Origin of the sequence: Streptomyces sp. Ncost-T10-10d, from assembly GCF_900091955.1 — a bacterium.
Taxonomy (GTDB): domain Bacteria; phylum Actinomycetota; class Actinomycetes; order Streptomycetales; family Streptomycetaceae; genus Streptomyces.
The window spans coordinates 1-19,047 of the sequence record NZ_FMDF01000217.1 but is presented as its reverse complement, the minus strand read 5'-3'; the positions used below and the strand labels follow the sequence as shown (position 1 = coordinate 19,047).

The window sequence follows — 19,047 nt, the reverse complement described above, 5'->3', positions numbered from 1 at the left end:
CGCCGTCGGCCGTCAGCGGGAAGGCCGCCGTCGGCCGTCAGCGGGAAGGCCGCCGGGCCGGCCTCGCCGCCGACCTCGGTACAAACAGCGTCCGGACCGGCACGTACTCCCTGAACCCACCCGAACGGATTCGGGTCTCCACGAAGCCGATGTCAACGTGGCTCACCTCGATCACCACCTCAACCGGGCCCGCAACCGGTTCGGGCAGCTCCGCCGCCACCAGCACCTGCGGACCGCCCAGCTCCCCGACCAGCACCGCACGCATCCGGACCACATCCTTCCGGCTGCCGGCGGCCGGCTCGTCAGGCGCTCGTCCGACCGCCCTCGGACGTCAAGTCCGGTTGAGGTCGAGGCGTACGCTTCATGGTCATGAGCGGAGAGAAAGCCTGGCCCGGGGCGGCGGTGCATACGGCCCCCGCAGCCTCTGCGGTCCATGCGCCGATGAGCCTGCGTGAGCGGAAGAAGCGGCTGACGTACCAGGCGGTCTCCGATGCCGCGATCGCGATGTTCCTGGAGCGGGGCTTCGACAAGGTTTCGGTGGCGGAGGTGGCGGCTGCCGCGGACATCTCCAAGCCGACGCTGTTCCGGTACTTCCCGTCCAAGGAGGACCTGGCCCTGCACCGGTTCGCCGACCACGAGGACGAGGCGGCCCGCGTCGTCGCCGCCCGCGCGGAGACCGAGTCCCCCCTGGACGCCCTGCGCCGCCACTTCCTGGACGGCCTGGAGCGGCGCGACCCGGTGACCGGGCTCTGCGACGCGCCTCAGGTGCTGGCGTTCATGCGGCTGCTGTACGGGACACCGTCCCTGGTGGCCCGCATGTACGCCTACCAGGGCCGTTCGGAGGCGGCGCTCGCCCGTGCGCTGGGCGACCGGGTGCAAGACAGGCTGGCCGCGGGCCAGATCATCGCCGTACAGCGCATCCTGGGCCTGGAGAACTGGCGGCGGATCGACGCGGGGGAGAGCGCGGACGAGGCGTACGGCGGTGCGGTCGAGGCCGCCGAACTCGCCTTCGCGCAACTGCGGTCGGGGCTCGGGGAGGAGTAAGGGGCCCGCCGGTCCCGGCTGGACGGCCGGCGTTCGACGAGGCCCTCGCTCTCCAGGGCGTCCACGGTCACCGCCATCGTGGTCTTGTCCATGTCGCCGATCTCGGCGAGCTGGATCTGGGCGCGCTCCTCCTCCAGGGCGTGGACGAGCACGCAGTGCATGCGCGCCGTCAGTCCGATCTCGGCGAGCGCCGCCGACATCTGGGTCCGCAGGACGTGGATAGTCTGCAAACGAACGTTCCGGCCCCGGCCCGCACGGCGGGAACGCGCCGGCGTCCACGCCTGGGCCGGGGCCGGTCCGGTCGGTCCTTCCCGATTCGGTTACCGGCGACGCCCGAGCAGTGCCATGTCGGCCTCGTCGAGAGTCAGTCGGCCGGCGGCCATGTTCTCCTCGAGGTGGGCGAGCGAAGCGGTGCCGGGGATCTGCACGATGGAGGGCGAGCGGGCCAGCCCCCACGCGATGGCGATCTGGAACGCGGTCGCACCGTGCCGCTCCGCGACCTTCCGCAGGTTCTCGCTGCTGAGATCGGTGTGCCCGCCGCCGAGTGCGAAGAACGGCATGTACGCGATACCGGCGTCCGCGCATTCGTCGACGAGTGCCGCGTCCGCCTGGTCGAGCACACCGAACCGGTTCTGCACGGCAGCGACCGGTGCGATCGACCGGGCCTCCGCGAGCTGCCCGGCCGTCACATTGCTGACGCCGAGCTGCCGGATCAGCCCTTCCTCGCGCAGCGCGGCCAGCACGGCGAACCGCTCGCCGAGCGACTCGGGGACATGGGGACCCAGCCGGCCCACGCGCAGATGCACCAGGTCGAGGACGTCGACCCCGAGGTCCTTCAGATTCCGCTCCACCTCCCCGCGCAGCTGATCGGGACGGGCCTCGGCGTACATCTCACCGGTCTCGTCCCGCAGCGGGCCGACCTTGGTGGCGATGGTGACGTCCGCGGGGTACGGATACAGGGCCTCGCGCAGGAGGTCGTTGGCGCGGTGGGTGTCGGAGAAGTAGAAGGCGGCGGTGTCGATGTGCCGCGCCCCGAGTTCGACGGCGCGCCGCGCCACGGCCACAGCGTTCGCGGTGTCACCGGCGGGCCCGCTCCACCGCCCCGGCAGTTGCATCGCGCCGAAGCCGAGCCGGGGGATGGTGACGGTGCCGCCCAGTTCGAAGGTGCCGGGGGCGGGCGCGGAGTCCGGGGCTGAGTCGATCGATGAGGAAGTCATGGGGGGCAGCATGGCTGCCGGAGGGCCGGATCACCACATTCTTTGTTGCCGGCCACGGTCACGGCATTCCGAGACCGGCCGGGGCCGGGCTACCGTCAGGCAATGACCTCCGCGCCGACGCCCGCAACAAGAGCCTTCCCGCCCCACCCGATCCGCGGAGTCCAGGCGTCGTACGTCCGTCAGACCAGCTGTCCCTCCGACTACGCGCAGGTCGTCGCGGACTTCGAACCCTGGGAGGAAGGGGTCGCGTTCGAGGCCGCCGGCACCGCGTCGGTCAAGGGCTGGCCGGCGGACCGACTCGCCTCGCTCCACGAGGGTTTCATCCAGGGTGTGCGCGAGGAGCTGACCGGCCTTGCCGACCGCGAGTCCGGGACCGTCGTCGCAGTGGCGGTAGTCCTGCAGCGCATCAAGGTGCACGAAGTCGACTCCCACCCGGGGGCGTTCCGGGCGGCCGGACGTGTCGCCGTGCGCAACGCCCTGGTGCAGGCATACGGACCGCCGCCCAGGCGCAAGCGCCGCCGCGGATGAGGACGGGGCGTGGCCACCCCGGCCCACGGCGTGCCACCCCGGTCCGGGGCTCAGGAATCCACGGCCGACCGGTGCAGGATCCGTGCCAGCTCGCGCGGCCGGGAGAACATCGGCCAGTGGCCGGTGTCCATCTCGACCAGTTCCCAATGCTCGCTGCCGGCCAGCAGCTTGGCCACATCGCCGTTCGGCTCGTCGCCGTCGAGCAGGCATTTGATGTAGGTCGCCGGAAGTTCGCCGAGCGGGCGCGCCAGTACGGCCGGCTCGGTCAGCGTGGTGCCCGGATGGGGTGTCGAGCCGCCCACGATCCGGGCGATCTGCTCGTCGGTGAGGCCCTGGCCGTCGAAGTCGGCGGTGGTGAGCGGCGCCCAGAAGCCGCCGTTCCCGGCGATCGAGGCCTCCAGCGCCTCGCGGCCGGCCCACCAGCCGGAGGCGAACGATTCGCCGTCGACCGGAATCTCGGAGTCGACGAACACCACACGGGCCAGCCGGTCACCGATACGTTCGGCGGCCTGGCCGACCGGGATGCCCGAGTAGCTGTGTCCGACCAGGACGACGTCGTGGAGGTCGTGGCGCTCCACCTCGTCGACGATGTCCCGGACGTGGGTCTGCTGCCCTGCCTGCACGCGCTGCTTCTCGGCGAGGCCGGACAGCGTCACCGGGTGGGTGCCGTGCCCGGCCGTACGCAACTCCGACACCACCTCGTCCCACGCCTGCGATCCGAGCCACGCGCCTGCCACCAGTACGAATTCAGCCATGGTGGCAACCTAGCGCGGCGGTCCCACCGCTCGTCGCGGTTTTGCCCAGGTGCGGCGGGGCACATCCGAGTCCGTGTCAGCCGAGCGGGGAGGCGTGGCCCGGCCTGCACCCGGAAGGGACGCTGTTGCCGCTGATGTCGAAGTCCCCGCAGGTGAGAAAGACGTCGTTGAATTTGCCGAGCACAAAGGCGAGCCCGCCGACGACCGCGACGGCGCCGATGACCATTTTTCGCTGGCGTACGGAGAGCTCCGATTCCCCGAACAGCAGGAGTTGCAGGAGCACCCAGGTCAGCAGCGGGGTGCCGATGATGCTGAAGCCGCCGCCCACCACGAAGAGCGCCTCGCCCTGCCAGTTGCCGCTGCGCGGCACGATGGCGGCGAGACCGAGCCACGCGCTGGGCAGGGCCAGGCAGGCCCAGTACACCCAGCCGTGCCGCGGCCCGCGTTCGCGCATCAGCAGACCGGCCAGCAGCACGGCCGTCGACACCGCCCAGAGGGTGAGCATCTGGTAGTAGAAGATGACGTTGTAGGCGCCGAGCGTGAAAGCGGGCTCCCAGACCGCCAGCGCTCCGCCGCCCGCGATCACGGCGGTCTTCGGCACCACCGAGGCCCCGCGGCCGCCACGTGCACGGCTGGGAGCGGGGGCCGTGCCGTCCCCAGCGCTTGCGTCTGCGGCGCGGGTGCCGCCGTCATCATCCATGGGGACCCGTCTCCGGCATGGGGACATTTCTGTACACATTACCCAGAGTTGAGATCCTGCCGGGCTGTCCGCGCGGTCGGCCGGGCGGAAATGGGCGGACCTGGTGTCAACCGGTACCACCCCGGGTCGTCGCCGGCTTCGTACCGCTCGATGCGAACGCCAGGAGCAGGCCCACGAGTCCCAGCAGCGCGGTGATCCACAGGGGAGCGGTACAGCCGCCTCCGGCAGCGAGAGCCGAGCCGGCCAGAAGGGGCCCGCCTGAGCCCTCGGGTCCCCCAGGGCGGCCGGTCCTGCTCGTCCTGCACGGACACGTCTCGCCATCAGCCGAGTGGGACGAGTCGAAACAGATGAGAGAAATCGTCCCACTCGGCTGATGAAGAGAGCCTTGGTCAGCTGCCGACGTAGGCCGCGAGGTGCTCGCCGGTGAGGGTCGAGCGGGCGGCGACGAGGTCGGCGGGTGTGCCCTCGAAGACGATCCGGCCGCCGTCGTGGCCGGCTCCGGGGCCGAGGTCGACGATCCAGTCGGCGTGCGCCATGACCGCCTGGTGGTGCTCGATGACGATGACCGACTTGCCCGAGTCGACGAGCCGGTCGAGCAGGCCGAGCAGGTGCTCGACGTCGGCGAGGTGGAGGCCCGTGGTCGGCTCGTCGAGGACGTAGACGCCGCCCTTCTCGGCCATGTGCGTGGCCAGCTTGAGCCGCTGCCGCTCGCCGCCGGACAGCGTGGTGAGCGGCTGGCCGAGGGTGAGGTAGCCGAGCCCGACGTCGGCGAGCCGGTCGAGGATCTTGTGCGCGGCCGGCGTGTGCGCCTCGCCGGCGCCGAAGAACTCCTCGGCCTCGGTCACCGACATCGCGAGCACCTCGCTGATGTCGCGACCGGCGAGGTGGTATTCGAGCACCGATGCCTGGAACCGCTTCCCCTCGCACTCCTCGCAGGGGCTGGAGACACCGGCCATCATCGCCAGGTCGGTGAAGATGACGCCGACGCCGTTGCAGGTGGGGCAGGCGCCCTCGGAGTTGGCGCTGAACAGCGCCGGCTTCACGCCGTTGGCCTTCGCGAACGCCTTGCGGATCGGGTCGAGCAGTCCGGTGTATGTTGCCGGATTGCTCCGTCGCGAGCCGCGGATCGCGCCCTGGTCGATCGAGACCACACCCTCGCCCGCGGGGATCGATCCGTGCACGAGCGAGCTCTTGCCGGAGCCGGCGACGCCGGTGACGACGACCAGCGCCCCGAGCGGGATGTCGACGTCGACGTTCTGCAGGTTGTTCGCTGTCGCGCCGCGGATCTCCAGGGTGCCGGTGGGCTTGCGCACCGTCTCCTTGACAGTGGCCCGGTCGTCGAGATGGCGGCCGGTGACGGTGCCGCTGGCCCGCAGCCCCTCGAGGGTGCCCTCGAAGCAGACGGCGCCGCCCCCGTACCGGCGCCGGGGCCGAGGTCGACCACGTGGTCGGCGATCGCGATCGCCTCCGGCTTGTGCTCCACGACGAGCACCGTGTTGCCCTTGTCCCGCAGCCGCAGCAGCAGGTTGTTCATCCGCTGGATGTCATGGGGGTGCAGCCCGATCGTCGGCTCGTCGAAGACGTAGGTGACATCGGTGAGCGAGGAGCCGAGGTGCCGGATCATCTTGACGCGCTGCGCCTCGCCACCCGACAGCGTGCCCGCCGGCCGTTCGAGCGAGAGGTAGCCGAGCCCGATCTCCACGAACGAATCCAGGGTGTGCCGGAGCGCGGCGAGCAGCGGCGCCACCGAAGGTTCCTTGAGGCCGCGGACCCATTCGGCCAGGTCGCTGATCTGCATCGCGCAGGCGTCGGCGATGCTGATCCGCTTGATCTTCGACGACCGGGCCCCCTCGCTGAGCCGGGTGCCCTCGCACTCGGGGCAGGTGGTGAACGTGACCGCACGCTCCACGAACGCCCGGATGTGCGGCTGCATGGCCTCCTTGTCCTTGGACAGGAACGACTTCTGGATCTTGGGGATCAGCCCCTCGTAGGTGAGGTTCACGCCCTCGACCTTCACCTTGGTCGGCTCCCGGTGGAGGAAGTCCTGCATCTCCTTCTCGGTGAACTTGCGGATCGGCTTGTCCGGGTCGAGGAGGCCCGACTCGGCGTAGACCCGCACGGTCCAGAAGCTGTCCGACTTCCAGCCGGGGATGGTGAACGCGCCTTCGGCGAGCGACTTGGAGTCGTCGTAGAGCTGGGTGAGGTCGATGTCGGAGACGGTGCCCCGGCCCTCGCAGCGCGTACACATGCCGCCGGTGCGGTTGAAGGTCGCCTTCACCGCCTTCTTGGCACCGCGCTCGACGGTGATGGCACCGCTCGCCCGGACCGAGGGGACGTTGAAGGCATACGCGCTGGGCGGGCCGATGTGCGGCGTCCCGAGCCGGCTGAAGAGGATGCGGAGCATCGCGTTGGCGTCGGTGGCGGTGCCGACCGTGGACCGGGGGTCGGCACCCATCCGCTGCTGGTCGACGATGATCGCGGTCGTCAGCCCGTCGAGTACGTCGACCTCGGGCCGCGCCAACGTCGGCATGAAGCCCTGCACGAAGGCGCTGTAGGTCTCGTTGATCATCCGCTGCGACTCCGCGGCGATCGTGTCGAACACCAGCGAGCTCTTGCCCGAACCGGAGACGCCGGTGAACACCGTCAGCCGGCGCTTCGGGATCTCGATGCTGACGTCCTTGAGGTTGTTCTCGCGCGCGCCGTGCACGCGGATCAGATCGTGGCTGTCGGCAGCGTGCGGCGCAGGCGACTGCGTGTCCGTCCTCGTGGCCATGCTCATCGTGTCTCCCTCTGTCGGGCGGGGCCGCCTTCGCGGCCTCCGCCGGCGTCGCCTGGCTCGATCTGACCAGCTTCGAGCGTACGTGTGGTTGTTCTTCGCTTCGGCCCCTGGAGCCTCGGGGCCCCGGCCACGCGGTGTGCCCGCCGAGGCGTCAGACCAGCCAGCGGCCGTCGCGCATCAGCTCGCGGTCGGCCAGCTCGTTCACCTCGCGCCAGGCATGGACGCGCCGCGGGGAGATGCGGAACCAGCGGTACGGGGTGGCCGGAGCGATGGGGTCTCCCCTGCTCGAACGAAGTTGAGAGCTTGGGGAAGGGTCGAAGCCGGTGCGCGCGGCGAACCGGTCACCCGCTGCTGCCGGCAGCGCGTCGATCTCGAGGACCTCGACCTCGCCCTCGATCATGGACACGTCGCGGGTGTCGCCCAGCCCCAGCCGGGCGGTCCGGGTGGCGGCCAGGTTCCTGCCGGTCGGGCTGTCCGCCGGCGTGGCCATGAGCAGCGACTCGCCGTCCCGGTCGAAGGACAGCGGTACCAGGTACGGCGCACCGTCCGCCGAGGCACTGGCCACCCAGATATCGATGTCGTGGGTGAGCCGGTGCTCGGTGTCGCGACGACGCCGGGCGCGGGAGCGGGGGTTGTCGGCAGTCATCGGTCCTGAAGCAGCCCGAGGACGTTGCCGTCGGGGTCGGTGACGGTCGCCACCAGACGGCCGCCACCGACGTCGTGTGCGGGCTCCTTCACGGTGGCACCCGCGGCGGTCACCTCGGCCAGCTTCGCCTCGATGTCCGGCACGTGCCAGTAGGCCACCGGTGAGGTCATGCCCTGCTGTCCACCGCCCGGTACCAGCCCGATGTGCTGGCCCGCGGCCTCGAAGCCGACGTAGTAGGACTCGTCGGCCTGCGGCGCTACGCCGAGCAGGGCTGTGTACACCTTCTTGGCCCTCGCCAGGTCGGAAACGGGATGCAGCACGGTCTTGATCCCCTGGGTGGAAGAGCTGGCCATGGTCACTCCTGAAGTCGTGGGTCCGTCGGGATTGTCTGGCTCAAAGACGAACGGGAAGTGCTGTGTTCGGCAGCCCGGTCGCTTCGGTTGTGGATCTCGCCGTTCGCCTTGACCGAGCCCAGCCCGCAAGAGAGGAAGGGCCCACCGGGACCGCCTCCGGGCGGTTGCGGCAGAGAGCCGGGGATGCGTCCGGATCGTCGTGCGGGAGGAAGCCCGCGTGAAGGGCGATGTCCATGGCAGTCACGCTAGCCGCGGCTCGGGGGCCGGCGCTTCTCGAATCCTGATCGGTCTGGTCACCTGTTCCGCGACACACGACGGGACCCCCGCCGTCGCGCGCGTCGTGTGCCGTAGACGGACGCCGGCGGCACACCGGCCGGCGCGGTGAAGCGACTGCTGAAGGTGCCCGGCGACGAGCAGCCGACCGCGGTACGGACCTCGGTGCACCCCTCGGTGGATGCCCTGCCCCGCTGAAGGTGAGGCAGAGCAGCCCTCAGACCCGAGGTGTCTCGTCATGATTCCTTGGGCTTGTGGGCAAGGAAGAAGGCCTGTCGGCCTTGCCGGGGCTTCTCGCTCTCGTCGGGTTCGCGGATCAACCGGGCGTCCATGACGAGGCCGGCCTTGCCCATCAGGTCGGCGACGCGATCAGGAGACATCCAGTAGACGTCGAGCGAGAGCTCGTGGCCGTATGCCCGGTCCAGGTGCCGACGCTGGTCCCCGGCCTTGAATGCCAGGAGCATGTGGCCGCCGGGGGCCAGCACCCGGTGACACTCCGCGAACACGGTCGGCAGCAGCTCTGGTGGGGTGTGGACGGTTGAGTACCAGGCGACTATGCCGCCGAGAACGTCGTCCTCCAGGTCCAGCGCGGTCATCGATCCTTCGTCGAACCGAAGACCCGGGTGCGTCCGACGGGCGACCGCGATCATCTCTGGTGAGAGGTCGATGCCGAACGCGTCCACTCCGAGTGAGTGGAGGTGGACCGTGATGCGGCCGGGGCCGCAGCCGAGGTCGGCGACCGGTCCGATGCCCGGTGCCTGCACGAGTCCGGAGAACGCGGCGAGCATGGCGCGGTCCAGCGGTTTGGCGTCGAGTTCGTTGCGGACGAGTTTCTCGTAGTCCACGGCGACGGTGTCGTAGGCCGTTTGTGTGGAGTGCAGGTAGGTCGCTTCGGTCATGGCCGATGACCGTAGCCCGGGTAGTCCCTTTCTCGTCGCTCGATATCGGCAGCGACAGCGGTTTCAGCCAGGCGCGGACGTGGAGAGAGTGCGTCGGTCGGACACGGCGCACCCGTACGGCCCAGCTCGTCCTCCCAGAACAGCCACAACGGCTGCGACAGCAGCCCCATCACCTGCGGCGTGAAGTCGAGCAGCATTGCGTGATCCCGCTCCAGCCAGGACTCGAACCCCACGTGCCCACCGGTCGTCGACGACCAATACAACCCAGGGAACCCTGGTCGTGCCGCCAGCCGACCTCGAAGCCGTCTACTTGTGACGGCTTCGCCCCCTCCAGCACACCCAGCCGCACGCATGCCACTTTGCAGACCTGCAGGACTGGGCAGCTTGAACGGGACCAAACCCCTCGTTCGGGTGACTACACAGTCCGGCGCGATCTCCTCGCTCACCTTCTGAAAGAGCTGAGCGTCACGCCGACGGCCGGGTGAGTTTGGCGGCCACGGCGTCGAGGACCCAGTCCAGACCGGTTGCGAAGGATGTCTCGGCGTCCACGTCCGTGCCGTCGTACACAGCCTTGGCCAGCGCCGGGAAGCGGCCGGTGGCCAGCATTCTCGTCACATGCGGGCCGTGGGCGCGCTGCCAGTCGTGCTTGGACAGGCCCGTGGCGCGCTCGGCCCGCAGGTTCGCGATCTCGCGCCTGATCGCGCCAATGAAGTAGGCGCTGACAGTCTCCACGGCGCGCATAAGGCGGGGCTGCTGACGGAGTTCCAGGCGTTGTCTCGCCCCGAGGGGCAGGCCATGCGCATCCTGGACACGGACGGGACCGTCCTGCGCGACTGGCAACCCAGCCCGGATGACCGGGCCAATCCCGAGATCGACCGCGGGCAACTCCGTGACCTGCTGCTCGGCCCTCTCGACGTCCAGTGGGGCCGGAACGTGACGCAGGTGGTGCCGGGGACCGGGGATGGCGTACTGGTCCATTTCGCGGACGGGCGACAGGAGACGTTCGACCTCGTGGTCGGCGCGGACGGCGCATGGTCCCGGGTCCGCCCGGCAGTCTCGTCGGTGACGCCGCACTACACCGGCGTCACATCGGTCGAGACCTCCCTCGACGACGTCGACACCCGCCACCCCGACCTCGCCCGGTTGATCGGCGACGGTTCCGTGGCCGTGTACGGCGTGAACCGCGCGCTCGTCGCCCAGCGCAACAGCGGCGGCCACATCAAGGTGTACGCCCAGTTCCGCGCGCCGCTGGACTGGCACACGAACCTGGACCCGGCCGACGTCGAGGCGGTGCGATCGAGCCTGCTGGCCCTGTTCGACGGCTGGGCCGCTCCCGTCCTCGAACTCCTCCGCCACGGCACCGCTTTCGTCCACCGCCCCCTCTACGTCCTGCCCGTGTCCCACACCTGGCCCCACGTCCCCGGGGTGACGCTACTGGGCGACGCCGCCCACCTGATGCCCCCATTGGGGGCGGGCGCGAACCTCGCCATGCTGGAAGGAGCCGAACTCGCCGAGTCCATTGCCACCCCTCCTGGAGATCTGGACGAGGTCGTCCGCGCCTTCGAGGAACAGATGTGGGCACGGGCCGGCAGGTGGGCGAAGATCACGACGGCCGGTTTGGAACGCCTCGTGAGCCCGGACCCCGCCGAAGCCCTCGCTCTCTTCGACCAGGTCCAGCCATCCTGACTGCCAAGTGCGAGAGCACCAGCACCAACAGCTCGCCACGGCTTCACGGGACAGTACGGCACCGCCGCGGTCCCTTCCGGCGAAACCACTGTCAGACGAATGCGCGGACGCCTGCACCGAACGCAGCTCTGAGCCCGCTACCGCGAAAATCCGGCCCGATCCTCGCGGGTCGGTAGGGCAGCTCGCTGCGCAGGTCGCCCGGGACCCGTGCACTTCACACTGCAGACTCGGCGGGAAACCGCAGATGGACAGGGAACGGACACCTGTCGTGATCGGGCGCAGAGGGCCATGCGAGTGGTGTGGCGCACTTTTGCAAGCAGATGCTTGCAAAAGTTAGCAAGGGTGGCGCACCATCGACGTATGGCATCACTCAACGTCGGCAATCTCGGTGAGTACCTGCGCGAGCAGCGGCGCAATGCGCAGCTGTCGTTGCGGCAGCTCGCCGATGCCGCCGGGGTGTCCAATCCCTACCTCAGCCAGATCGAGCGCGGGCTGCGCAAGCCGAGCGCCGAGGTGTTGCAGCAGGTCGCCAAGGCGCTGCGGATCTCCGCCGAGACCCTTTACGTACGGGCCGGGATCCTGGATGAGCGGGAGCGGGAGGAGCTGGAGACACGGGCGGTGATCCTGGCCGATCCGTCCATGAACGAGCGGCAGAAGAATGTTCTGCTGCAGATCTACGAATCCTTCCGCAAGGAGAACGGGTTCGAGCCCGGACCGGGATCCGGCGCCGAAGCCGGATCGGAGACCGGCGGCGAGTCCGGATCGGGGGCCGGTGCGGACGGCCGCCCCGGTGCCGATGGCCCCCGCACGGCCGGCGGCAGCGATGCCGACACAGCTTCAAAGCCTTCAAAACCCTCACACTGAGTCTGATGATCCGGGAGGACCACAGTCATGGCCATCACCGATGACCTGCGCAAGACCCTCACCGACCCGACCCCCCTCTACTTCGCCGCCGGTACGGCCGATATCGCCGTCGAGCAGGCGCGCAAGGTCCCGGCGCTGATCGAGCAGCTGCGTGCCGAGGCGCCGGAGCGTATCGAGGCCGTGCGCAACACCGACCCCAAGGCCGTGCAGGAGAAGGTGACCTCGCAGGCCAAGGAGGCGCAGGCCACCGTGCAGGCCAAGGTCACCGAGGTGATCGGGTCGTTCGACAGCGATCTGCGGAAGCTGGGCGAGAGCGCCCAGGACCTGGCGATGCGCAGTCTGGGCGTGGCCGCGGAGTACGCGGTGCGGGCCCGGGAGACGTACGAGAAGGTCGCCGAGCGCGGCGAGCAGACCGTGAAGACCTGGCGTGGTGAGACGGCCGACGAGATCGTCGAGATCGCCGTCGTCGTGGAGCCGCGCAAGGAGTCCAAGCCGACGGGCACCGCGAAGACGGAGCCTGCCGCCAAGCCGGGGCCGGCGAAGGCGTCGCCCGCCCCGAGGACCGTCAAGCCGGAGAGCAAGGCCCCGGCCGCGCCCGCCAAGAAGGCGCCCGCGCGCAAGCCCGCCGCGAAGAAGACCACTCCGCCGACCGCGAAGTAGGGCCTCGGCTCACAGCCGGAGTGTGTACCGGGGCGCGGGGTGGGCACCTTTCGGGGTGCCCGGCGCGTTGTCCCGGTACCTTGGCCGCGAGGCGCTCATCCACTTATTAGGCGGTGCACACCATGTTGCTCACAGGATTCAGCACACTCGTCTGGCTGCTCTACATGGTCATGCTCGTCCTGGCCGTGGTCGCACTGTTCCTGGCCGCGACGGCCCGTGAGGACGCCTACCGGGCCGCGGACAAGCAGAAGAAGTCCTTCTGGCTGATCATCCTCGGTATCACCGTCGCCGTGAATCTCTTCGTGCCGATGCTGTTCCTGCAGCTTGCGGGCGCGGTCGCGTCCATCGTCTTCCTGGTGGACGTACGGCCCGCGCTGAGGGCGGTCTCGGGTGGTGGCGGCCGGCGCGGTGGCTCCAGCAGCGACGGGCCGTACGGGCCCTACAACGGCGGGCGCTGAGCGCTCGCAGGGTTTGCCGGGGCCGTGAGTGCTGCCGGTTCGGGGCGGGGGCGCGGGATGCTCCGGCCCCGATGGGCGTTCAGGCCCCGTCGGCGGATGTGCTCCTGGTCGCGGTCGAGCAGCAGGACCGCGACGTCGTCGGTCAGTTCGCCGCCGTTCAGCTCCCGCACCTGGGTGACCGCGGCCTCCAGGAGATCCTCGCCGGTGAGCCCCTGGGCCAGCTGGCGGTTGATCATCGCGACCATGCCGTCCTGGCCGAGCCGCTGAGTGCTGTCCGGCCCCACGCGTCCCTCGATCAGCCCGTCCGTGTACATCAGCAGGCTCCAGGAGCCGCCGAGATCCACCTGACGGCGAGGCCAGCGGGCACGTGGCAGCAGGCCCAGAGCCGGGCCGCCGTCCTCGTACGGGAGAAGGTGCGCGGCCTGTCCGTGCCGGGTGATCAGCGGGGCGGGGTGGCCCGCCAGGCAGAGGCCGGCGCGCCGGCCGTCGGGGGTGATGTCGACGGTGCAGAGCGTCGCGAAGATCTCCTCGCTCTCCCGCTCGTGCTCCAGGACCTGCTGGAGCGTGGAGAGCAGTTCGTCGCCGCAGAGCCCGGCCAGCGTCAGCGCCCGCCATGCGATGCGCAGTTCGACGCCGAGCGCCGCTTCGTCCGGGCCGTGCCCGCAGACGTCTCCGATCATCACGTGGACGGTGCCGTCGGGCGTACGGACCGTGTCGTAGAAGTCTCCGCCGAGCAGTGCGCGGCTGCGGCCGGGGCGGTAGCGGGCCGCGAAGCGCAGATCGGAGCCTTCGAGCAGCGGGGTGGGGAGCAGGCCGCGTTCGAGGCGGGCGTTCTCCTGGGCGCGCAGCCGGGACTCGGTGAGCTGATGCTGGGCGACGTCGGCGCGCTTGCGTTCGACGGCGTAACGGATGGCGCGGCTGAGCAGCCGTCCGTCGAGCTCGCCGCGGAAGAGGTAGTCCTGGGCGCCGACCCGTACCGCCTCGGCGGCCAGCTCGGCGTCGTCCTCCGCCGTGAGGGCGAGGACGGCGTGGCGCGGGGCGATCCGCAGGACGTGCTTGAGGGTGGCGAGCTCGTCGGCCCCTTCGGCGGCGGAGCGGGCCTCGCTGCCGGTCGGCAGGGCCAGGTCCAGCAGGATGCAGTCCACGTCGTCCGTGAGGAGCCGGCCCGCCTCGGTCAGGTTGCGGGCGGTGCGGACACGGACCCGCGTGCCGGCTGTGGCCGGGAGCTCGGGGACGGTGAAGGTGCCCGCCGGGTCGTCCTCGATCACCAGGAGGGTCAGGTCGGCGCCGTGGGAGGTCTCCGCAGCGGAAGCGGCGCGCTGCTGCGGTACGGGTACGGGCATCGGTTCGGGTTTCCTTCCCTCCCCCCGAGGGCGCGGCGGAACGACGATCGACGATCCGCCAGACGGGGACCATAGCGGTCCGTGGTGGGGGAACGGAATGGCGTTCCGCGATTGCCCGCTGTCATATGCACCGCCATAAGCCGCGTCAGGTCACGGATCCGGCGAGATGCGCGGGGGTGGGGCGGGTGCCGGGGCATGACAAAGGTCACGCGGGATGGTGGGGGGCGGGTGGTGCGGGTCACTCCCGCCGGGGTGCCGTGGGGCGTCCCCGGCGGGCGCTCCGTCCTCGATCGCCGGACGGGCCCGAGCTGCCCGTCCGGGAAGCTCCCCCTACTTGTCCGGGCGGACCACGCCGAGGATCTGCATCGAGCCCGCGCCCGCCAGTGTGACGTTCCGGCCGGGGCGGGGGGCGTGGATGATGGCGCCGTCGCCGACGTACATGCCCACGTGGCTGGCGTCGCCGTGGTAAATGATCAGGTCGCCGGGGCGCATGTCCTCGATGGCGATGTGGGGCAGCAGCCGCCACTGCTCCTGCGAGGTGCGCGGGATCGGCCGGCCCGCCGCCGCCCAGGCCTGTGACGTCAGCCCCGAGCAGTCGTACGAACGGGGGCCCTCGGCCCCCCAGACGTACGGCTTGCCGATCTGCTCGGTCGCGAAGGCCACCGCCTTCTTGCCGCTCGCACTCGCCTCGCGGTTGATGTCCTTCAGGGCGCCGGAACTGAGCCAGGCCGTCTGCAGCTTGTACTCGGCCGCCTGCTCCAGCTTGAGCAGGCGGGCCCGCTCCTTCTTCTCCAGCTGGTCTTCCAGCTTCTTCGCCGCGGCGATCTGTGCGTTGATCTTCTTCTTGGCCTCGGCCTGCTTGAGGCGGCCGGCTTCGAGCTTCTCCCAGTTGGTGCTCGCGTCCTGGGTGTATGTCTCCAGGTCCTGCTGGGTCCTGGTCAGTTCGCCGAGGACGCCCTGGGCGGCCTGCTGGCCCTCCCTGACCCGGTTCACCCCGTCGAGGAACAGTTGCGGGTCGTCGCTGAGCATCAGCTGGGCGCCGGGCGGCAGTCCGCCGGTGCGGTACTGCTCGCGGGCCTGGGCGCCCGCCTGGTTCTTGAGCTCGGCGATCTTCGACCGGCCCTCGACGATGGCCCTGGCCAGCTTCACGATCTCGCCGGACTGCTTCTTGGCCTGCTCCTCGGCGAGGTTGTACGCGTCGGTGGCCGCCCCGGCCTTGCGGTAGAGGGCGTCGATCTCCTCGCGTACCTCTTCGAGGTTCTTCTTCGGCGTCTTCGACCCGGAAGCGGACCGGGTGTCGGGCTGCGTCGCTGAGGGGGAGGGGGGTGCGGGCGCGGCGAAAGCCTGAACCGGCGCGGTGAGTACGGTCAGCGCACAGACCAGAGTGATCGCGGCTGCGGCAATATGACGTCGGTTCACGGGAGCCCCCTCCGAATGAATCTGATTTACCGTCAGTAACTTTTTGCCGATGACGAGATCGTGCCATGCCGTACCGAAAAGCAACAGAGGCACACAGCTGCTGTCCTGACGGTCACACAGGTCGATCGCTGTCCCGGGAATCGCTCCCCATTGTCCTGACGAACGATGCCTTGTCCGCGTTCCCGTCCGCGTCCGCGTTCCCGTCCGCGTCCGCGTCCCCGGACGCGGGCGCGCCGGGTCGTTGACTACGTGCTGGGCGGTCGGTCGGGCTGGAGGGCGGTCCACTTCACCGTGACTTCGCCCTGGCGCCACCGCCGTACCCCGTCCACCAGCGGCCAGTCGCCCGACAGTGCCCGCACCGCAGTGATCCAGCGCTGCCGGGCACCCAGTGACGCGTACGGGGCTGCCGCGGCCCACGCCCGGTCGAAGTCCCGCAGGAACGCATGGACCGGTTCGCCCGGCACGTTGCGGTGGATCAGTGCCTTGGGGAGGCGTTCCGCGAGGTCGGAGGGGCGGTCCAGGGAGGCGAGTCGGGTCGCGAACGTCACCGTGCGCGGGCCCTCCGGGCCGAGCGCCACCCATACGTGCCGGCGCCCGATCTCGTCGCAGGTGCCCTCCACCAGCAGCCCGCCCGGCGCGAGGCGCGCGCACAGCCGCTGCCAGACCGCGGCGACCTCGCCCTCGTCGTACTGACGCAGCACATTCGCCGCCCGGATGAGGTCGGGGCGCTCGGGGAGCGGGATCTCGAAGCCGCCGTGCAGAAAGGTGAGGCCCTCGCGTTCGTACGGTTTCGCCGCCGCGACCCGTTCCGGGTCGATCTCGATGCCGACCACCGTCGTGCGCGGCTCGGCGGTACGCAGGCGCTGCAGCAACTCGACGGCGGTCCAGGGGGCGGCGCCGTATCCGAGGTCGACGGCGACGGGGTTGTCGGCGCGGCGCAGGGCCGGGCCGTGGGTGGCGGCGATCCAGCGGTCCATGCGGCGGAGCCGGTTCGGGTTGGTGGTCCCGCGGGTCGCGGTGCCGATGGGGCGCATGACAGCGAGCGTAACGATCCCACGGGGGCGGGAGGCGGCGCGGGTGCCCGGCCCCGGTCCGGTCCGGTGAGCGGGTCGGAGTGCCCGGCCCCCGATCCGGCATGCGACCCCTGCACTGCAATGATTTGGTAAAGCGGAAATGAAAGGAGAGATTCCGCTGTTGCAGCCCCCGAAGGGGCTCTGGTCCCTTCGGTGTCGTGCCCTGAGTGAGGAGGACCGGACGACGTGAGTCAGTACGTCTCCCGGCTCGGCAGCAGCCGTGTCGCGCCGCGCCTCAGGTTCCCCGCCGCTTTCCCCGGCGGCCACCGCAAACCTCGTCGCATCGCGATGCTCTCCGTGCACACCTCGCCCCTGCACCAGCCGGGCACGGGTGACGCGGGCGGCATGAACGTCTACATCGTGGAGCTGGCCAGGCGTCTCGCCGCGATCAACATCGAGGTCGAGATCTTCACCCGGTCCACCACCGGCGGGCTGCCCCCGACAGTGGAGCTGGCGCCCGGTGTCCTGGTCCGGCATGTCGACGCGGGGCCGTACGAGGGTCTGGCCAAGGAGGAGCTGCCCGCCCAGCTCTGTGCCTTCACGCACGGCGTCATGCAGGCATGGGCCGGCCAGCGCCCCGGCTACTACGACCTGGTGCACTCCCACTACTGGCTCTCCGGTCATGTCGGCTGGCTCGCCGCCCAGCGCTGGGGCGTCCCGCTCGTCCACGCCATGCACACCATGGCGAAGGTCAAGAACGCGGCGCTCGCGGAGGGCGACACCCCCGAGCCCGCCGCCCGCGTGATCGGCGAGACCCAGATCGTCAGCGCGGCCGACCGGCTGATCGCGAACACCGCCGAGGAAGCGGACGAGCTCATCCGCTTCTACGAGGCCGATCCCGGGTCCGTCGCCGTCGTACACCCGGGGGTGAACCTCGACCGCTTCCGCCCCGCCGACGGGCGCGCCGCGGCCCGGGCGCGCCTCGGACTGCCGAAGGACGCCCTGATTCCGCTGTTTGCGGGACGCATCCAGCCGCTGAAGGCCCCGGACGTGCTGCTGCGGGCCGTCGCCGTCCTGCTGGACCGCGACCCCTCGCTGCGTCGCCGGACGGTCGTCCCCGTCGTCGGCGGCCCGAGCGGCAGCGGACTCGCCAGGCCGGAGGGGCTGCAGAAGCTGGCGGCGCGGCTGGGCATCGCCGATGTCGTACGGTTCCAGCCGCCGGTCGGGCAGGACCAGCTCGCCGACTGGTTCCGGGCCGCGTCCGTACTGGTCATGCCCTCGTACAGCGAGTCCTTCGGCCTGGTCGCCATCGAGGCCCAGGCGGCGGGCACCCCGGTCGTCGCGGCGGCGGTGGGCGGTCTTCCGGTGGCGGTACGGGACGGGGTCAGCGGCTTCCTGATACCCGGGCACGACCCGCAGGCGTACGCGCAGGCGCTGGGGCGGTTCGCCGAGGCGCCGGAGCTGGTCGCCCGGATGGGTGCGGCGGCTGCCGCGCACGCCCGGGGTTTCGGCTGGGACACGGCCGCGTCCGCGACCGCCGACGTGTACACGGCCGCGATGTACGAACATCGCCGTCGCGTACGCTCGCACCATGGCTGACGTACCCGAGGAAGCGGTGACGACGCAGGTCGCGCAGGTCATCGAGGCGACCCTGAGGGACGCCGAGCTCGAATGGGAGAGCCCCGAACCCGGCAGCTATGTCGTCAAGCTGCCCGGCACGCGGAAGCTGTCCACCACCTGCTCGTTGCGCGTCGGCAAGCACTCGCTCTCTCTCAACGCCTTCGTCGTCCGTCACCCGGACGAGAACGACGCGGCGGTGCATCGCTGGCTGCTGGAGCGCAACCTCCGCCTCTTCGGCGTGAGTTACGCGATCGACCAGCTCGGCGACATCTATCTGGTCGGCAAGCTGCCGCTTTCCGTGGTCACCCCACAGGAGCTGGACCGGCTGCTCGGCACGGTCCTCGAAGCGGCCGACGGCTCGTTCAACACCTTGCTGGAGCTGGGCTTCGCGAGCGCGATCCGCAAGGAGTACGAGTGGCGGGTGTCGCGCGGCGAGTCCACACGAAACCTGGACGCGTTCACACATCTGACCCAACGCCCCGCCGGCTGACCTCTGGGTCGAGTCTCGACCGACTGGACCGGGAACCGGTCCGAGGCCCGATCGACCGGTCCAGCTGACCGGCCTCCCCTGAAGATTCCCCGGTGCACGACCCTTTCGCCGTGCCGGGGCTCCGTGGCATGCTCGCCGCCGACGCAGACATGAACGTCGTTCACATGCATGAAAGGCGGCTCGGATTCATGGCGACCATGGGGAACATCGGCAGACGTGGACTGCTCGGCAGCGCTGTGGCCGTCGCCGCAGCGGCGGCCACCGGCCTCATCGGCAGCGGTACGGCATCCGCCACGAGCC

The 19,047-nt window shown here is 70.4% G+C and carries 20 protein-coding genes and 3 pseudogenes; 9 read left to right on the top strand and 14 right to left on the bottom strand.

Going from position 1 to position 19,047, the window contains the following annotated elements; all coding sequences use genetic code 11:
- Positions 1-37 precede the first annotated feature (37 nt).
- Positions 38-265, bottom strand: coding sequence for a hypothetical protein (locus GA0115254_RS37350; protein WP_093899693.1), 228 nt, complete (start codon positions 263-265; stop codon positions 38-40).
- 98 nt (positions 266-363) lie between these two features.
- On the opposite strand from GA0115254_RS37350, the gene GA0115254_RS37345 reads away from it, so the two are divergent.
- Positions 364-1,044: a TetR/AcrR family transcriptional regulator gene (locus tag GA0115254_RS37345; RefSeq protein WP_370741009.1), complete on the top strand. Its 681-nt coding sequence runs from the start codon at positions 364-366 to the stop codon at positions 1,042-1,044.
- A gap of 2 nt (positions 1,045-1,046) precedes the next feature.
- Here the strand turns inward: GA0115254_RS37345 and GA0115254_RS37340 are convergent.
- Both GA0115254_RS37340 and GA0115254_RS37335 read right to left on the bottom strand, forming a co-directional pair.
- Positions 1,047-1,274: pseudogene (locus GA0115254_RS37340) on the bottom strand (MarR family winged helix-turn-helix transcriptional regulator); the annotation flags it as partial.
- A 90-nt stretch (positions 1,275-1,364) separates the two neighbouring features.
- The gene (locus GA0115254_RS37335; RefSeq protein ID WP_093899751.1) at positions 1,365-2,261 is read right to left on the bottom strand and encodes an oxidoreductase; all 897 of its coding nucleotides are present in this window, start codon (positions 2,259-2,261) and stop codon (positions 1,365-1,367) included.
- A gap of 102 nt (positions 2,262-2,363) precedes the next feature.
- Here GA0115254_RS37335 and GA0115254_RS37330 point away from each other — a divergent pair, with 102 nt between their 5' ends.
- The gene (locus tag GA0115254_RS37330) at positions 2,364-2,789 is read left to right on the top strand and encodes a hypothetical protein (protein ID WP_093899692.1); all 426 of its coding nucleotides are present in this window, start codon (positions 2,364-2,366) and stop codon (positions 2,787-2,789) included.
- A gap of 50 nt (positions 2,790-2,839) precedes the next feature.
- Here the strand turns inward: GA0115254_RS37330 and GA0115254_RS37325 are convergent, their stop codons facing one another.
- From GA0115254_RS37325 to GA0115254_RS37285, 8 genes and pseudogenes are all read right to left on the bottom strand, one after another.
- Positions 2,840-3,544 carry an alpha/beta fold hydrolase gene (locus GA0115254_RS37325; protein ID WP_093899691.1) on the bottom strand — a complete coding sequence of 235 codons (705 nt, stop codon included), beginning with the start codon at positions 3,542-3,544 and terminating at the stop codon, positions 2,840-2,842.
- A gap of 76 nt (positions 3,545-3,620) precedes the next feature.
- Positions 3,621-4,244 (bottom strand): hypothetical protein, encoded by a 624-nt coding sequence (locus GA0115254_RS37320; protein WP_093899690.1) that lies wholly within the window; start codon positions 4,242-4,244, stop codon positions 3,621-3,623.
- A gap of 389 nt (positions 4,245-4,633) precedes the next feature.
- A pseudogene (locus GA0115254_RS37315) lies at positions 4,634-7,023 on the bottom strand (ATP-binding cassette domain-containing protein).
- Positions 7,024-7,174: 151 nt separating this feature from the next.
- On the bottom strand, positions 7,175-7,669 hold the full coding sequence (locus GA0115254_RS37310) for a pyridoxamine 5'-phosphate oxidase family protein (protein ID WP_093899689.1): 495 nt from the start codon (positions 7,667-7,669) through the stop codon (positions 7,175-7,177).
- Positions 7,666-8,022: a VOC family protein gene (locus GA0115254_RS37305; protein ID WP_093899688.1), complete on the bottom strand. Its 357-nt coding sequence runs from the start codon at positions 8,020-8,022 to the stop codon at positions 7,666-7,668. Before GA0115254_RS37305 ends, GA0115254_RS37310 begins: the two co-directional genes overlap by 4 nt.
- A 509-nt stretch (positions 8,023-8,531) precedes the next feature.
- On the bottom strand, positions 8,532-9,194 hold the full coding sequence (locus tag GA0115254_RS37295; RefSeq protein ID WP_093899687.1) for a class I SAM-dependent methyltransferase: 663 nt from the start codon (positions 9,192-9,194) through the stop codon (positions 8,532-8,534).
- Between the two features lie 104 nt (positions 9,195-9,298).
- Positions 9,299-9,466, bottom strand: a pseudogene (locus tag GA0115254_RS37290) (transposase); the annotation flags it as partial.
- 193 nt (positions 9,467-9,659) lie between these two features.
- Positions 9,660-9,926: a TetR/AcrR family transcriptional regulator C-terminal domain-containing protein gene (locus tag GA0115254_RS37285; RefSeq protein ID WP_256102971.1), complete on the bottom strand. Its 267-nt coding sequence runs from the start codon at positions 9,924-9,926 to the stop codon at positions 9,660-9,662.
- On the opposite strand from GA0115254_RS37285, the gene GA0115254_RS37280 reads away from it, so the two are divergent.
- From GA0115254_RS37280 to GA0115254_RS37265, 4 genes are all read left to right on the top strand, one after another.
- Positions 9,810-10,880, top strand: a complete 1,071-nt coding sequence (locus GA0115254_RS37280; RefSeq protein ID WP_256102970.1) for an FAD-dependent oxidoreductase — start codon at positions 9,810-9,812, stop codon at positions 10,878-10,880. The genes GA0115254_RS37285 and GA0115254_RS37280 overlap by 117 nt on opposite strands.
- A gap of 360 nt (positions 10,881-11,240) precedes the next feature.
- Positions 11,241-11,744 carry a helix-turn-helix domain-containing protein gene (locus GA0115254_RS37275; RefSeq protein WP_093899686.1) on the top strand — a complete coding sequence of 168 codons (504 nt, stop codon included), beginning with the start codon at positions 11,241-11,243 and terminating at the stop codon, positions 11,742-11,744.
- Between the two features lie 27 nt (positions 11,745-11,771).
- Entirely contained in the window at positions 11,772-12,404 is a 633-nt protein-coding gene (locus GA0115254_RS37270; RefSeq protein WP_093899685.1) for a hypothetical protein, read from the top strand.
- Positions 12,405-12,526: 122 nt separating this feature from the next.
- Positions 12,527-12,862 carry a DUF2516 family protein gene (locus GA0115254_RS37265; protein ID WP_093899684.1) on the top strand — a complete coding sequence of 112 codons (336 nt, stop codon included), beginning with the start codon at positions 12,527-12,529 and terminating at the stop codon, positions 12,860-12,862.
- Here the strand turns inward: GA0115254_RS37265 and GA0115254_RS37260 are convergent.
- The 3 genes from GA0115254_RS37260 to GA0115254_RS37250 form a co-directional block, all read right to left on the bottom strand.
- Complete coding sequence (locus tag GA0115254_RS37260) at positions 12,844-14,205, bottom strand: PP2C family protein-serine/threonine phosphatase (RefSeq protein WP_093899683.1); 1,362 nt, start codon at positions 14,203-14,205, stop codon at positions 12,844-12,846. The genes GA0115254_RS37265 and GA0115254_RS37260 overlap by 19 nt on opposite strands.
- 330 nt (positions 14,206-14,535) lie before the next feature.
- Positions 14,536-15,624, bottom strand: a complete 1,089-nt coding sequence (locus GA0115254_RS37255) for a C40 family peptidase (protein ID WP_093899682.1) — start codon at positions 15,622-15,624, stop codon at positions 14,536-14,538.
- A 245-nt stretch (positions 15,625-15,869) separates the two neighbouring features.
- Positions 15,870-16,658 (bottom strand): class I SAM-dependent methyltransferase, encoded by a 789-nt coding sequence (locus GA0115254_RS37250; RefSeq protein WP_093899681.1) that lies wholly within the window; start codon positions 16,656-16,658, stop codon positions 15,870-15,872.
- A 225-nt stretch (positions 16,659-16,883) separates the two neighbouring features.
- On the opposite strand from GA0115254_RS37250, the gene mshA reads away from it, so the two are divergent.
- From mshA to GA0115254_RS37235, 3 genes are all read left to right on the top strand, one after another.
- Entirely contained in the window at positions 16,884-18,236 is a 1,353-nt protein-coding gene (gene mshA, locus GA0115254_RS37245; protein WP_093899680.1) for a D-inositol-3-phosphate glycosyltransferase, read from the top strand.
- On the top strand, positions 18,229-18,747 hold the full coding sequence (locus tag GA0115254_RS37240; protein WP_093899679.1) for a type III secretion system chaperone family protein: 519 nt from the start codon (positions 18,229-18,231) through the stop codon (positions 18,745-18,747). Before mshA ends, GA0115254_RS37240 begins: the two co-directional genes overlap by 8 nt.
- 92 nt (positions 18,748-18,839) lie before the next feature.
- Positions 18,840-19,047 (top strand): hypothetical protein (locus GA0115254_RS37235; protein ID WP_141720981.1); only part of this gene is annotated, 208 nt, incomplete at its 3' end.